The sequence below is a fragment of the Phycicoccus sonneratiae genome, from assembly GCF_016887965.1.
GTDB classification, from domain to species: domain Bacteria; phylum Actinomycetota; class Actinomycetes; order Actinomycetales; family Dermatophilaceae; genus Phycicoccus; species Phycicoccus sonneratiae.
On sequence record NZ_JAFDVD010000007.1, the window covers coordinates 21,113 to 33,805 of the forward strand.

11 protein-coding genes are annotated in these 12,693 nt (G+C 74.2%); 8 read left to right on the forward strand and 3 right to left on the reverse strand.

Features of this window, described 5'->3' with window-relative positions; translation table 11 throughout:
* Nucleotides 1-17 precede the first annotated feature (17 nt).
* Nucleotides 18-2,501: an aminopeptidase N gene (gene pepN / locus JQN70_RS05555; RefSeq protein ID WP_204130339.1), complete on the reverse strand. Its 2,484-nt coding sequence runs from the start codon at nucleotides 2,499-2,501 to the stop codon at nucleotides 18-20.
* A 98-nt stretch (nucleotides 2,502-2,599) separates the two neighbouring features.
* Between pepN and JQN70_RS05560 the strand changes: the two genes are divergently transcribed.
* The 7 genes from JQN70_RS05560 to JQN70_RS05590 all read left to right on the forward strand — a co-directional run bounded on the left by JQN70_RS05560 (nucleotide 2,600) and on the right by JQN70_RS05590 (nucleotide 10,137).
* On the forward strand, nucleotides 2,600-3,736 hold the full coding sequence (locus JQN70_RS05560) for an ROK family protein (protein ID WP_204130340.1): 1,137 nt from the start codon (nucleotides 2,600-2,602) through the stop codon (nucleotides 3,734-3,736).
* A gap of 65 nt (nucleotides 3,737-3,801) precedes the next feature.
* On the forward strand, nucleotides 3,802-5,154 hold the full coding sequence (locus tag JQN70_RS05565) for an extracellular solute-binding protein (protein WP_204130341.1): 1,353 nt from the start codon (nucleotides 3,802-3,804) through the stop codon (nucleotides 5,152-5,154).
* 73 nt (nucleotides 5,155-5,227) lie between these two features.
* Nucleotides 5,228-6,217 carry a carbohydrate ABC transporter permease gene (locus JQN70_RS05570; protein ID WP_204130342.1) on the forward strand — a complete coding sequence of 330 codons (990 nt, stop codon included), beginning with the start codon at nucleotides 5,228-5,230 and terminating at the stop codon, nucleotides 6,215-6,217.
* Entirely contained in the window at nucleotides 6,217-7,056 is an 840-nt protein-coding gene (locus JQN70_RS05575; protein WP_204130343.1) for a carbohydrate ABC transporter permease, read from the forward strand. The genes JQN70_RS05570 and JQN70_RS05575 overlap by 1 nt, the downstream gene beginning before the upstream one ends.
* Entirely contained in the window at nucleotides 7,053-8,447 is a 1,395-nt protein-coding gene (locus JQN70_RS05580) for a glycoside hydrolase family 3 protein (RefSeq protein WP_204130344.1), read from the forward strand. The genes JQN70_RS05575 and JQN70_RS05580 overlap by 4 nt, the downstream gene beginning before the upstream one ends.
* A complete protein-coding gene (locus tag JQN70_RS05585) occupies nucleotides 8,444-9,337 on the forward strand; it encodes an ROK family protein (protein ID WP_204130345.1) in 894 nt (297 codons plus the stop codon). The genes JQN70_RS05580 and JQN70_RS05585 overlap by 4 nt, the downstream gene beginning before the upstream one ends.
* A gap of 11 nt (nucleotides 9,338-9,348) precedes the next feature.
* Nucleotides 9,349-10,137 (forward strand): glucosamine-6-phosphate deaminase, encoded by a 789-nt coding sequence (locus JQN70_RS05590; protein WP_204130346.1) that lies wholly within the window; start codon nucleotides 9,349-9,351, stop codon nucleotides 10,135-10,137.
* Nucleotide 10,138: 1 nt separating this feature from the next.
* On the opposite strand, the gene JQN70_RS05595 is transcribed toward JQN70_RS05590, so the two are convergent.
* A complete protein-coding gene (locus tag JQN70_RS05595; protein WP_204130347.1) occupies nucleotides 10,139-11,092 on the reverse strand; it encodes an NAD(P)-dependent alcohol dehydrogenase in 954 nt (317 codons plus the stop codon).
* A gap of 66 nt (nucleotides 11,093-11,158) precedes the next feature.
* Here JQN70_RS05595 and JQN70_RS05600 point away from each other — a divergent pair, with 66 nt between their 5' ends.
* Entirely contained in the window at nucleotides 11,159-11,758 is a 600-nt protein-coding gene (locus JQN70_RS05600; protein WP_204130348.1) for a GNAT family N-acetyltransferase, read from the forward strand.
* A 10-nt stretch (nucleotides 11,759-11,768) separates the two neighbouring features.
* Here the strand turns inward: JQN70_RS05600 and htpX are convergent, their stop codons facing one another.
* A complete protein-coding gene (gene htpX / locus JQN70_RS05605) occupies nucleotides 11,769-12,656 on the reverse strand; it encodes a zinc metalloprotease HtpX (protein WP_204130349.1) in 888 nt (295 codons plus the stop codon).
* Between the last annotated feature and the right edge of the window lie 37 nt (nucleotides 12,657-12,693).

The following is a 12,693-nucleotide window of genomic DNA, read 5'->3' on the forward strand; positions in this document are numbered from 1 at the left end:
CATCCCGGGGCGGGGTGTCAGGCGAAGCGGGCGTGGCTGGCGAGCGCCTCGCGCAGCACGTGGTCCTCGTCGAGCAGCGCGCGCCGCACCCCCGGCGACAGGTCGTCGCGGCCGAGCATCGCGGTCGAGGCCTCGAGCGAGGCCGGCTCGACGACGCCCTTGGGGTGCAGGGCCACGGCGACGCGGGAGAGGGCGTCCTCGCCCATCCGGGTGTCGAGGTGGGCGAGCAGGTCACCGACGCGTCCGACGTACGGCCGAACGAGGGCGGGGTCGGGCGCGGCCCAGAACCCGCGGGCCAGCTCGAGCGCGGCGTAGTTCGACAGGTCCGGGTCGTCGTGCAGCCGGTCCCAGGCCCACTGCTTCGCCGCAGCGGTCGGCCGCACGGCCCGCACCCCGAGCGCGGCGAGCCGCCCCGCGAGGGAGCGGTCCGCGGCCTCCGCGGCCCCGAGCGCCGCGTCGTCGAGGGCGTCGAGCGCGGACAGCCGGCGCAGGACGAGCCATCGGAAGTCGTCGTCACCGCCCAGCGACGCGGGCAGGTCGTGGCCGGCGGCCCAGCGGTGCAGCCGGTCGAGGTCGGAGCCCGACCGCGCCCACACCCGGGCCGCGACGAGGGCGAGGGCGTCGGCCGCCGGTCCACCGTCCGACGCGGCGCGGTCGGCCAGCACGTCGGCGGCGGCGGCCACGCGCTCCAGCGCCTCCTCGCGCTCCTCGGCGCGCAGGAAGAGCGGGACGACCGAGCTCGTGACGACGAGCGAGACGCGGGAGAGCACCGACGCGTCGTCCTCGCGCGGCCACGCGGCCTCGACGACGTCGAGCACGAGCCGGGGGTCGACCTCGGCCCCCGCCATCCCGCCGAGCAGCGAGGTCCAGACGACGGCGCGCGCCATCGGGTCGGGGACGTCGGCGAGATTGCCGACGAGCGCCTCGGTGGTCCGCGGGTCGAGGGCGACCTCGGCCCAGGTGAGGTCCGCGGCGTTCGGCACGACGAGGGCGTCGGCCGGCAGGCCGTCGACACCCGGCACGTCGACCTGGTCGCCGTCGAGCACCACCCGGTGACGGAGCACCTCGTCGTCGCCGACGAAGGCCGCGACGTCGAGGGTGTGCGGGCGCGAGGCCGGCTGTGCCGCAGGCGTGCTGCGCGTGAGGACACCGTCGCTGTCGAGGGCCAGCCGGTCGGCACCCGCGGTGCGCAGCCAGGCCTGCGCCCAGCCGTCGAGGTCGCGGCCGGCCGCGCGCGACATGGCATCGAGGAACTCGGCGAGCTCGCCGTTGCCGAACGCGTGCGCGCCGAGGTGGTCGCGCACGCCGGCGACGAACGCGTCGTCGCCGATGTGCGCGATGAGCTGGCGCAGCACCGACGCGCCCTTGGCGTAGGAGATGCCGTCGAAGTTCTGGAGGGCCGAGAGGGCATCGGGCGCGGGCGACCCCGCGACCGGGTGGGTGCTCGGCGACCGCTCGGCGGCGTAGCCCCAGAGCTTGCGGACCATGCCGAACTCGACCCACGCCTCGGGGGCGCCGAGGACCTCGGCCGAGGTGCGGTAGGCCATGTACTCGGCGAAGGACTCGTTGAGCCAGAGATCGTCCCACCAGCGCATCGTCACGAGGTCGCCGAACCACATGTGCGCCATCTCGTGGGCGATCGTGTTGTCGCGCTCGAGCAGCTGGTCGGGGGTCGCCGCGCCGCGGAAGACGTAGGTGTCGCGGAAGGTCACGCAGCCGGGGTTCTCCATCGCGCCGGCGTTGAACTCGGGGACGAAGACCTGGTGGTACTCGCCGAAGGGGTAGCGGATGCCGAAGAGGCGGTGGTAGCCGTCGAAGCACGCCCGGGTCGTCGCGAGCATCTGCTCGGCCTGCTCGCGCAACGGCGCCTCGAGCGAGCGCCGCGCGTGCACGCCGAGCGGGATGCCGTCGTGCTCGGCCGTGACCGACACCCACGGTCCGGCGCAGACGGTGACGAAGTACGTGGCGAGGGGCCGCGTGGTGGCGAGCCGCCAGCGCCCCGACGAGACCTGATGTGCCGCACCGTTGCCCACGACGCTCCAGTGCGCCGGCACGTCGACCGCCACCGTGTAGGGCGCCTTGAGGTCGGGCTGGTCGAAGCAGGCGAAGACCCGGGGTGCGGCGTCGAGGAAGAGGTGTCCGTAGACGTAGTCCTCGTCGTCGGCCGGGTCGGTGGAGCGGTGCAGGCCCTGCCCGTCGTGTCCGAAGGCCATCGTGGCCTCGACCTCGAGGACGTTGTCGGCCTCGAGGTCGGCGAGCGCCAGCCGTCCGTCGACGAGGTCGTCGGGGCCGAGCACGCGGCCGTTGAGGGTGGCGGCGTGCAGCGCGACCGGCCGGACGTCGGCGAACGACGAGGCGCCGGGCTCCCGGCAGGTGAACCGGATGCTCGTGCGGCTGCCGAAGTGCTCGGCGCCGCGGTCGAGGTCGAGGTCGACGTCCATCGCGGTGACGGTGAGCAGGGCGGCGCGGGCGACGGCCTCGTCGCGGGTGAGGGACGGCATGGGTCCACCCAACCAGACGCGGGGTCGGGGGCCGGCGAAGGTCACGAATCGGTCACGGCCCTTGCCGATCATTAGTTAGTACCCTTTACTAACCAACCATGAGCCCCACCCCCCGCCGCGTGAGCACCTCGACGGCCGTGCTCCCCGCGGACGGCCGGCGGCAGAACCTCTCCCTCGTCCTCCAGACGCTGCGCCGCCTCGGCCCGACGTCCCGGGCCCAGCTGGCCCGCGAGGTCGGGGTCACGAAGGTGACGATGTCCGACCTCGTCGCCGAGCTCATCGGCGAGGGCCGGGTCCGCGACGTCGGCACCGCCGAGCAGGCCGGGCCGGGCAAGCCCGCCACCCTCGTCGACCTCGACCGCTCGGGGCTGCTCACCCTCGCCGTCGATCTGTCCGTCCCCGCCCGGCTGCAGGCCGCGGTCGTCGACGTGACGGGCGCCGTGCTGCACCGCGAGGAGCGGGCCGCCGCCGTCGACGCCGACGAGGGGCGCGGCCTGGACCCCGCCGTCGTCGTCGAGCTCGTGCGCTCGGTGCTCGCCGTCGCCCCGCACCCCGTGCTCGGCATCGGGATCGGCACCCCCGGGCTCGTCGACCCCGAGGGCACCGTGCGCACCGCGCCGAACCTCGGCTGGACCGACGTCGCCCTGCGCGCGCTCGTCGCCGAGGCCACCGGCCTGCCGGTGCTCGTGACGAACGACTCCGACGCCGCCACCCAGGCCGAGCTGAGCGCCACGCCCGGGAGCCAAGACCTCGTCCTCGTGCAGGTCGGGCGCGGTGTCGGTTGTGGCGTCGTCAGCGGGGGCCGGCTCGTGCGGGGGGCCCACCACGCCGCGGGCGAGATCGGCCACGTCACCGTCGGCACCGACGGGGGCGAGACGTGCTCCTGCGGGCGCCGGGGGTGCCTCGAGACCTGGCTGTCGGTCCCCCGGCTACGGGCCGCCGCCGACGCCGGCGAGGACCCCGCGTCGACCGAGTCCGTCGTCGAGGTCGGCGGCCACCGCCTCGCCGTCGCGCTCGCCCCCCTCGTCGCCGCGCTCGACCTCTCCGAGGTCGTGCTCGCCGGCCCCGCCGCGCTCCTCGAGCCGGTCGTCCCCGTCGTCGCCCGCAGCCTCGCCGACCGGCTGCTGCCGAGCCTCGACACCCCCCTCACCGTCCGCCTCGCCACGTCCCCGGAGGACATCGTCCTGCGTGGCGCTGCGGCCCTGGTCCTCTGGGACCGCCTCGGGGTCGTCTGACCCCACCGCACCCGGGTGCACCCCAGGGGGCCCAACGCCCCGTGACCCATCGAAAGGAACCCGAGATGAACCGGCGCCTTCCCCTCGTCCTCGTGACGAGTGCGGCCCTCGCCCTGACGGCCTGCTCGAGCGGCGGCGGGTCCGACGAACCGGCCGCGACGAACACGGCCGACAACGCCGGCAAGACGGTCACGCTGTGGCTGGCCGGCGGCGACACCCCCGACGAGCTGCGGACCTACCTCAAGGACACCTTCAAGGCCAGGACCGGCGCGACCCTCTCCATCGAGGAGCAGGCCTGGCCCGACCTCGTGACGAAGCTGACGACCGCCCTGCCGGACGCCGAGAACACCCCCGACGTCGTCGAGCTCGGCAACACCCAGAGCCCGACCTTCACGAACGTCGGCGCCTTCCTCGACGTCTCCGACATGTACGACGAGCTCGGCGGGTCCAAGCTGCTCAACTCGTTCGTCGAGGCGGGGTCGGTGGACGGCAAGAAGTACGCCCTCCCCTACTACTTCGGCTCGCGGTACATGTTCTACCGCAAGGACGTCTGGAAGAAGGCCGGCGTCGAGATGCCGACGACGCTCGACCAGTTCAACACCGACGTCGCGAAGATCGCCACGGACAACCCCGACCAGATCAAGAACTTCTCGGGTTTCTTCATCGGCGGCCAGGACTGGCGCAACGGCATCTCCTGGATCTTCGCCAACGGCGGTGACCTCGCCAAGCAGGAGAACGGCAAGTGGGTCTCGACCCTCTCGGACGCCAACTCGCTCAAGGGTCTCGAGCAGATCCAGCAGATCCAGCGCCTCGCGAGCAAGGCCCCGGCCGACGCCAAGGACCAGTCGCCGTGGCTGTACATCAACGACTCCGACACCGTCCTCGACGCCGACGGCAAGCCGGCCGGGACGACCTCGCTCGCGGCCGCGACGATCATGGCGCCGGGCTGGGCGCACGGGTCGATCGGTGACCTCACGAAGCAGGACGGCAAGGACGTGCGCGTGTGGAACGACGACACCTTCGGTGTCTTCGCCCTCCCGGGCAACGACGGCAAGCCGGCCCCGGTCTTCGCCGGCGGCTCGAACATCGCGATCTCGGCGAAGAGCAAGAACCCGGCGCTGGCCAAGGAGCTGATGAAGATCGTCTTCTCCGCGGACTACCAGCAGAAGCTCGGCGCGGCGGGCCTCGGCCCGGCCAACTCCGACTACGTGTCCTCGCTCGGCGACGACCAGTTCGCCAAGGCCCTCGTCGAGTCGGCCTCGAACTCCAAGCTGACCCCGGCCGCCCCGGGCTGGGCCGCCGTCGAGTCGGCCCAGGTGCTCGAGGAGTTCTTCGGCAAGATCCGCACGACCGACGACCTCGCCGGCCTCGCGAAGCAGTACGACGACAAGATCACCCCGATGCTCAACCTGTCCTGAGCCCGGTGATGCCCCGCCCCGGCGCCGAGCCACCCCTGGGCTCGGCGTCGGGGCCCCTCCCGAAGGACCTCCCATGACCTCGCGGACGACCACCCCACCGTCACCGGCCGCCGCCGCCGTGCCGCCGGTGCCCGCACCGCCCACCGCAGCCCCCCGCCGCCGGCCCGGCCGCGCAGGGCGCACCGGGGGCCGGCTCCCGCTCCTCCTCGTCCTCCCGACCCTCGTCCTCCTCGTCGCCGCGCTCGGGTACCCGGTCGGCTGGCAGCTCGTGACGAGCCTGCGGAAGTTCGGTCTCCAGCAGCAGTTCGGCGCCCCTCCGGAGTGGGTCGGCCTCGACAACTACGTCCGGCTCGTCACCGACCCCACCCTCTGGGCGGTCGTCGTCCGGTCGGTCGTCTTCTGCCTCGTCACCGCCTTCGTCACCGTGGCGGTCGGGGGCGCGGTGGCGGTCCTCATGAACTCGGTCGGCCGCTGGGCGCGCCTCGTCCTCCAGGTCTCGCTGCTCCTCGCGTGGGCGATGCCGGTCGTCGCGGCGATGACGGTCTGGATCTGGATCGTCGACTGGCGGCGCGGCCTGCTCAACTGGCTCCTCGTGCACGTCGGCGTCGAGGGTGCCGCGGGGCACAACTGGCTCGCCCAGCCGCTGTCGTTCTTCGTCGTCGCGTCGGTCGTCGTCGTGTGGATGAGCGTGCCGTTCGTCGCCCTGAGCATCTACGCCGGGCTCACCCAGGTGGGCCAGGAGGTCGTCGAGGCCTCGATGCTCGACGGCGCGGGCGGCTGGCAGCGGCTGCGCTACATCTACGCGCCGCTCGTCGCCCCGGTGCTCTCCATCGTCCTTCTCCTGCAGGTGATCTGGGACCTGCGCGTCTTCACGCAGATCAAGCTCCTCCAGGACGCGGGGTCGGTGGCCAACGAGACGAACCTGCTCGGCACGTACGTCTACCAGCTGGGCACGGGCAAGGGCGACTTCGGCACCGCGAGCGCCGTCAGCGTCCTCATGCTCCTCCTCACCGTCGCGCTCAGCTGGCGCTACGTCCGCTCGCTCATGGCCCAGGAGAACTGATGCGCCGCCCTCGCACCTCCCGCGTCCTGCTGACCGTCCTGGCCCTCGTCGTGTCGGCCGTCTGGGCCTTCCCGGTGTACTGGATGCTCAACTCCGCGTTCCTGCCGAACGTCGTCCTCCAGTCCACGACACCGACGTTCCTGCCGTTCGGCGGGTCGCTCGACAACTTCTCGGCGGTGGCCGGGCAGCCGGCGTTCGCGCGCGCCCTCGGGGTGTCGCTCGTCGTCACGCTCACCACCGTCGTCGCGGCGCTGGCCGTCGCCTTCCTCGGAGCGCTGGCGGTCAGCCGCTTCCGCTTCCGCGGGCGCACCTCGTTCGTCCTCGCCCTGCTGCTCATCCAGATGCTGCCCGCCGAGGGGCTGTTCATCGCGCAGTACAAGATGATGAGCTCGCTCGGGCTGCTCAACCGCTCGCTCGGGCTGGCCGTCCTCTACACGGCCGCCGTCGTGCCCTTCACGATCTGGATGCTGCGCGGCTTCGTCGCCGGCGTGCCCGCCGACCTCGAGGAGGCGGCGATGGTCGACGGCCTCTCGCGCGTTCAGGCCTTCCTGCGGATCACGTTCCCGCTGTTGGCCCCCGGGCTCGTGGCCTCGGGCGTGTACGCGTTCCTCCAGGCGTGGAACGAGTTCACCGTGGCCCTCGTCGTCATGACCGAGGAGCAGTCGCGCACCCTGCCGCTGTGGCTGCGCGGCTTCGTCCAGGCGAGCGCCAGCCGCGAGACGGACTGGGGCCAGGTGATGGCCGCCTCGACCCTCGTCGCGCTCCCGGTCATCGTCTTCTTCCTCCTCGTGCAGGGCCGGATGAGCAGCGGCCTCGTCGGCGGAGCGGTCAAGGGATGACCCTCGAGGAGGACGTCACCGCGACCCTCCAGCCCGGCTTCGTCGGCACCGACGTCCCCGCCTGGCTGCGCACCGCGCACGCGGAGGGGCTCGTCTCCGTCTGCCTGTACGGGGACAACGTCGGACCGCAGGGTGGTGTGGCAGAGGTCTGTTCGTCGTTGGTGCGCGACCTCCCGGGCGTGCTGCTCGCCGCCGACGAGGAGGGCGGCGACGTCACCCGGCTGCACTACCCCGCCGGGTCCACGTCGCCCGGGAACGGGGTGCTGGGGCGCATCGACGACGTCGCGGTCACTGCCCGGGCCGCCGCCGCCGTGGGGGCCGAGCTCGCGGCGCTGGGCATCGGGCTCGACCTCGCGCCGGTCGTCGACGTCAACTCCTCGCCCGAGAACCCCGTCATCGGGGTGCGCTCGTTCGGCGACGACCCCGAGGCCGTCGCCCGCCACACCGCGGCGTGGGTCGGTGGCCTGCAGTCGACCGGGGTCGCCGCCTGCGCCAAGCACTTCCCCGGCCACGGGGACACCGTCGCCGACTCGCACCACGCCCTCCCCCGCGTCGACGTGCCCCTCGAGGTGCTGCGAGCCCGCGAGCTCGTGCCCTTCGCCGCAGCCGTCGCGGCGGGCGTCGAGTGCGTCATGACCTCGCACATCGTCGTGTCGGCCCTGGACACAGAGCGCCCGGCGACGTTCTCCCCCACGGTCATCGGACTCCTGCGGGACGAGCTCGGCTTCGACGGGGCGCTCGTCAGCGACGCCCTCGACATGGCCGGGGCCTCGGCCGGGACCGGTATCCCGGAGGCGGCGGTGCGCGCCCTCGCGGCCGGGGTCGACCTGCTCTGCCTCGGCTCGGCCACCGGCGGCGAGCGGTTCGCCGCCGTCCGGGACGCGGTGCTCGACGCGGTGCGCTCCGGTCGCCTCCCGGAGTTCCGGGTCGCGGAGGCCGCGGCGCGCGTGCGCCGGCTGGCGCACCGGTCGTTGCGCCCCGACGCGTCACCGGACCGGACGCCGGTGTCCGACGAGGCCGTCGCCGCTGCGTTCACCGTCACCGACGAGGCCCGGAGCTTCGCCGCGGACCCGGCGCCGCTGGCCGTCGTGCAGGTCGGCTCGCGGGCCAACCTCGCCGTCGGCGCCGTGGCGTGGGGCCCGGCGGCCCTCGGGGGGACCGTCCGCGAGGAGGAGGTGCCGCGCGACGCCCGGGTGGCGGTCGTGGCCCGGTCCGCCGGCCCCGACCACCCCGCCCACGAGGTGCTCTCGCGGCTGCGGGGCCTCGGTCACCACGCGGTGCTCGTCGACTGCGGCTGGCCGCGCGGTGGCGCGGACGTCGAGACGTGGGGCGCCTCCCCGGCCGTCGCTCGTGCCCTGCTCGGCCTGCTGCGCGACGGGGACGCGCGGTGAGGCTCGGCGTCGACATCGGCGGCACGAAGACCGCCGCCCTCGTCCTCGACCCGGTCGGCGAGGTCGTCGCCCACGTCACGGCGGCCTCCGGCCGGGGACGCGACGACGTGCTCGCGACGGCGGTCGGGGTGGCCGCACGCGCGGCGGACGTCGTCGGCGGCTGGACGGCGCTGCGGCACGTCGGCGTGTGCATGCCCGGGCTCGTCGACCCGGTCACCGGGTGGGCGCGCTCGGCCGTGCACCTCGACGTCGACGCCCTCGACCTCGCGGGCGAGGTGGCCGCGGCGACCGGCCACCGGCCGGGCGTCGACAACGACGTCAAGGCCGCCGCGCTCGGCGCCGTGCACGTGACGCACGCCGGGGCACCCTCGGGCCGGACGGCCTACCTCAACGCGGGAACGGGGCTCGCCGCGGCGCTCGTCGACGAGGGCCGGGTGCTGCGCGGCGCGGGCGGTGCCGCGGGCGAGATCGGCCACCTGCCCGTCGGGACGGAGGTGCCGTGCTCGTGCGGCCAGCGTGGCTGCCTCGAGACCATCGCGTCCGGGTCGGCCCTGCACCGCCTGTGGCCCCGTCGACCCGCGGAGCTGTTCCCCGCTGCGGCACAGGGGGATCCGGTGGCGCGTGACGTCGTCGCCACGTTGGCCCGCGGCCTCGGCCTCGCCGTCCAGGTGCTCGTGACGACGGGAGCCGACCTCGTCCTCGTCGGGGGCGGACTGGCCCGCGACCGCGCCGAGCTCGAGGCGGCGGTGCGGGACGAGCTCGTCGCACACTGCCGCACCTCCCCGTTCCTCGCCCGGCTCGACCTGGCCGCCCGGGTCCGCGTCCTCGACGGCGCGGCGCCCCTCGCGGCCATCGGGGCCGCGCTGCTGCCCACCCCCGTCACGGCCTAGGCTGACCGGCGATGGAGATCCTCGTCAGCCCCGACCCCGAGCAGACCGCCGCACGTGCCGCCGAGGCCGTGCTCGCCGGGCTCGACCGCTCCTCCCGCCGGCCCTCCGTCCTCGGGCTGGCCACCGGCTCCTCGCCGCTCGGCCTGTACCGCGAGCTCGGGCGGGCGGTCGCCGCGGGGCGGGCCGACTTCTCCACGACGCACGGCGTCGCCCTCGACGAGTACGTGGGCCTGCCGCCGGGCCACCCCGAGGGCTACCGGCAGGTCCTGCTCCGCGAGGTCTGCGACGTCGTCGGCCTCGCCCCCGACCGGCTCGAGGTGCCGGACGGGTCGAGCACCGACGGCGCGGCGCTCGAGGCCGCGGCCGCGGCGTACGAGCAGCGCATCCGCGACCTCGGCGGCGTCGACGTCCAGGTGCTCGGCATCGGGGCCAACGGGCACCTCGGGTTCAACGAGCCGGGGTCGGCCCTCACCTCGCGCACCCGCGTCAAGCGGCTGTCCGCGCGCACCCGACGCGACAACGCCCGCTTCTTCCGCGGCCTCGACGACGTGCCGACGCACTGCCTCACCCAGGGCCTGGGCACCATCCTCGGTGCACGCCGCCTCGTCCTCGTCGCCACGGGTGACGCCAAGGCCGACGCCGTCGCCGCGGCACTGGAGGGTCCGCTCACCGCGTCGGTGCCGGCGTCGGTGCTCCAGTGGCACGCCGACACCGTCGTCTGCCTCGACGAGGCCGCGGCGGCCGGGCTGCGCAACCGCCAGTACTACGACGACTCGGCCGAGGGCCTGCCCACCGGCTGAGTCAGCGGACCTCGACGACGACCTTGCCGAGGGAGCGTCCGAGCCCGACGCGCTCGAGCGCGGCCGGCACCTCCTCGAGGGGGTAGGTGCGGTCGACCCGCACCTCGAGCTCCCCCTCGGCGCACCGCGCGGCCACCGGGAGGAAGTGCTCCGGCCCCTCGCGCACCGCGAGGACCCCGAGCGAGCGCCCGGTCATCCGGCCGAGCAGGCCGCCGACCGTGAGGACCCGCAGCAGCGCCCGGGTCGTCCCGCCGACGCACCGGTAGCGGCCACCGGGCGCGAGGGCCCGGCGGTACGCGAGCACCGACCGGTGCGCGACGAGGTCGAGGACGAGGTCGTACGGGCCCTGCCGGGTCCAGTCCTCGCGGGTGTGGTCGAGGACGACGTCGGCCCCTAGCGAGCGCATGAGGTCGAGCTTGGCGGCGGTGTCGACACCGGTGACGTGGGCGCCGGCGCGGGCGGCCAGCTGGAGGCACAGGACCCCCGAGCCACCACCGGCTCCGTTGACGCACACGCGGGTCCCGGCGCCGGCCCACCGCGTGCCCTGGAGGGCGATGGCCGCGGACTGCGGGAGCGCGGCGGCCTCGACGAAGGAGAGCCCGGGCGGCTTCGGGGCCAGCCGGGCCGCCGGGGCGACGCAGAGCTCGGCGAACCCGCCCTTGGTGCCCAGGAGGTCGCCGAAGACCTCGTCGCCGACCGACACCGAGCCGACCCCCTCGCCGAGCGCCTCGACGACACCGGCGACGTCCGACCCGAGCACCGAGCGGGCCGGGCGGCGCAGCCCGCCGAGCCGCGCGTAGGCCGGGCTGCCGCGCAGGGTCTCCCAGTCGGAGAGGTTGACCGACGTCGCGTGCACCCGCAGCAGCACCTCGCCCGGGCCGGGCCGGGGGTCCGGCAGCGTCACGAGGCGCAGCACGTCGGGCCCCCCGTAGCGGTCCTGCACGACGGCCCTCACGCGGCCAGCCTAGGGCGGGCGCATCGCGGACGCGTTCCGTCCGCATCCGGTCCTAGCGTGGGCGCCATGGTCGACGTCGACACCTCCCGCCTCACCGTCCGCCCCCTCGGCCCCGACACGTGGGAGGCCTGGGACGCCCTCGCCGCGCGCCACAACGGCGTCTTCGGCGGCTGCTGGTGCACGTGGTTCCACACGATGGTCTCGGAGAAGCCGCGCGACGCGGACGCCAATCACGCCCTCAAGGAGCAATGGGTGCGGGGCGGTCGCTCGCACGCCGCCGTGGTGTTCGACGGGGAGGAGGCCGTGGCCTGGGCGCAGTACGGCCCGCCCGCCGAGCTGCCGAACATCCGCCACCGGAAGGAGTACGAGGAGGGCCTCGTCAGCCCGCCCGACTACCGCGTCACGTGCTTCTTCGTCGACCGCCGGTACCGGCGACAGGGCGTCGCCGAGGTCGCGCTGCGGGGTGTCGTCGACCTCGTCGCGCAGGCCGGCGGCGGTGTGCTGGAGGGCTACCCGCACGACCTCACGGGCTCGACGAAGAAGGTCTCGTCGTCCTTCCTCTACTCCACGACCCGGTCGATGTTCGAGCGGGTCGGGTTCGAGCTCGAGCGCACCAAGGGCGAGAAGAACACCGTGATGCGCCTCGTCGTCCCCCCGGCCCCCTGACCGGGGCGCGTCAGCTCGGGTTGATGCGGTGCCCGTAGGCCATCTGCTCGAGGCGGGCGATGCGCTCGGCCATCGGCGGGTGGGTCGACATCATCCGGGAGATGTCCTGGGCCCGGAACGGGTTGGCGATCATCATGTGGCTGGCGTTGACCACCTGCTGCGTCGGCGCCAGCGGCGCACGGGCCACACCCAGCTCGAGCTTCTTGAGCGCGCTCGCGAGGGCGAGCGGGTCGCCGGTGAGGGTGGCCCCGTCCTCGTCGGCGTCGTACTCGCGGGTGCGCGAGATGGCCATCTGCACGAACACCGCCGCGATGGGCGCCAGCAGCGCGAGGGCGAGCCCGGCGATCGGGTTGCGGTCCTCGTCGTTGCCCCCGCCGAAGATCGCGCCGAAGGCGAGGAACTGGCCGATCGAGGAAATGACGCCGGCGATGGCGGCGGCGACCGAGCCGGTGAGGATGTCGCGGTTGTAGACGTGCATCAGCTCGTGGCCGAGGACGCCGCGCAGCTCGCGCTCGTCGAGCAGGCCGAGGATGCCCTCGGTGCAGCAGACGGCGGCGTTCTCGGGGTTGCGGCCGGTGGCGAAGGCGTTGGGGGCCTGGGTCGGCGAGACGTAGAGGCGCGGCATCGGCTTGCCGGCGCGCGTCGAGAGCTCGCGGACGATGCGGTACATCGCGGGCGCCTGGGCCTCGGTGACGGGGTAGGCGTGCATCGCGCGGATGGCCAGCTTGTCGGAGTTCCAGTACCCGTACGCGGTCGTCCCGAGGCCGATGAGCGCGAAGACGAGGATGAAGATGCTGCTGTTCGTGCCCTGGGCGATGAACCAGCCGATGGCCAGCAGGATGGCCCAGAGGCCGCCGAGCAGGGCGGCGGTCTTGAGGCCGTTGAAGTGGTTGTGCATGCCGGGTGAACGCTCGCGGTGGCCGGTTCGGTTCCGG

Bases quoted from the DNA above. Each gene is read 5' to 3' on its own strand.
- pepN (WP_204130339.1), bottom strand. From the start codon at position 2,501: ATGCCGTCCCTCACCCGCGACGAGGCCGTCGCCCGCGCCGCCCTGCTC.
- JQN70_RS05560 (WP_204130340.1), top strand. From the start codon at position 2,600: ATGAGCCCCACCCCCCGCCGCGTGAGCACCTCGACGGCCGTGCTCCCC.
- JQN70_RS05565 (WP_204130341.1), top strand. From the start codon at position 3,802: ATGAACCGGCGCCTTCCCCTCGTCCTCGTGACGAGTGCGGCCCTCGCC.
- JQN70_RS05570 (WP_204130342.1), top strand. From the start codon at position 5,228: ATGACCTCGCGGACGACCACCCCACCGTCACCGGCCGCCGCCGCCGTG.
- JQN70_RS05575 (WP_204130343.1), top strand. From the start codon at position 6,217: ATGCGCCGCCCTCGCACCTCCCGCGTCCTGCTGACCGTCCTGGCCCTC.
- JQN70_RS05580 (WP_204130344.1), top strand. From the start codon at position 7,053: ATGACCCTCGAGGAGGACGTCACCGCGACCCTCCAGCCCGGCTTCGTC.
- JQN70_RS05590 (WP_204130346.1), top strand. From the start codon at position 9,349: ATGGAGATCCTCGTCAGCCCCGACCCCGAGCAGACCGCCGCACGTGCC.
- JQN70_RS05600 (WP_204130348.1), top strand. From the start codon at position 11,159: ATGGTCGACGTCGACACCTCCCGCCTCACCGTCCGCCCCCTCGGCCCC.
- htpX (WP_204130349.1), bottom strand. From the start codon at position 12,656: ATGCACAACCACTTCAACGGCCTCAAGACCGCCGCCCTGCTCGGCGGC.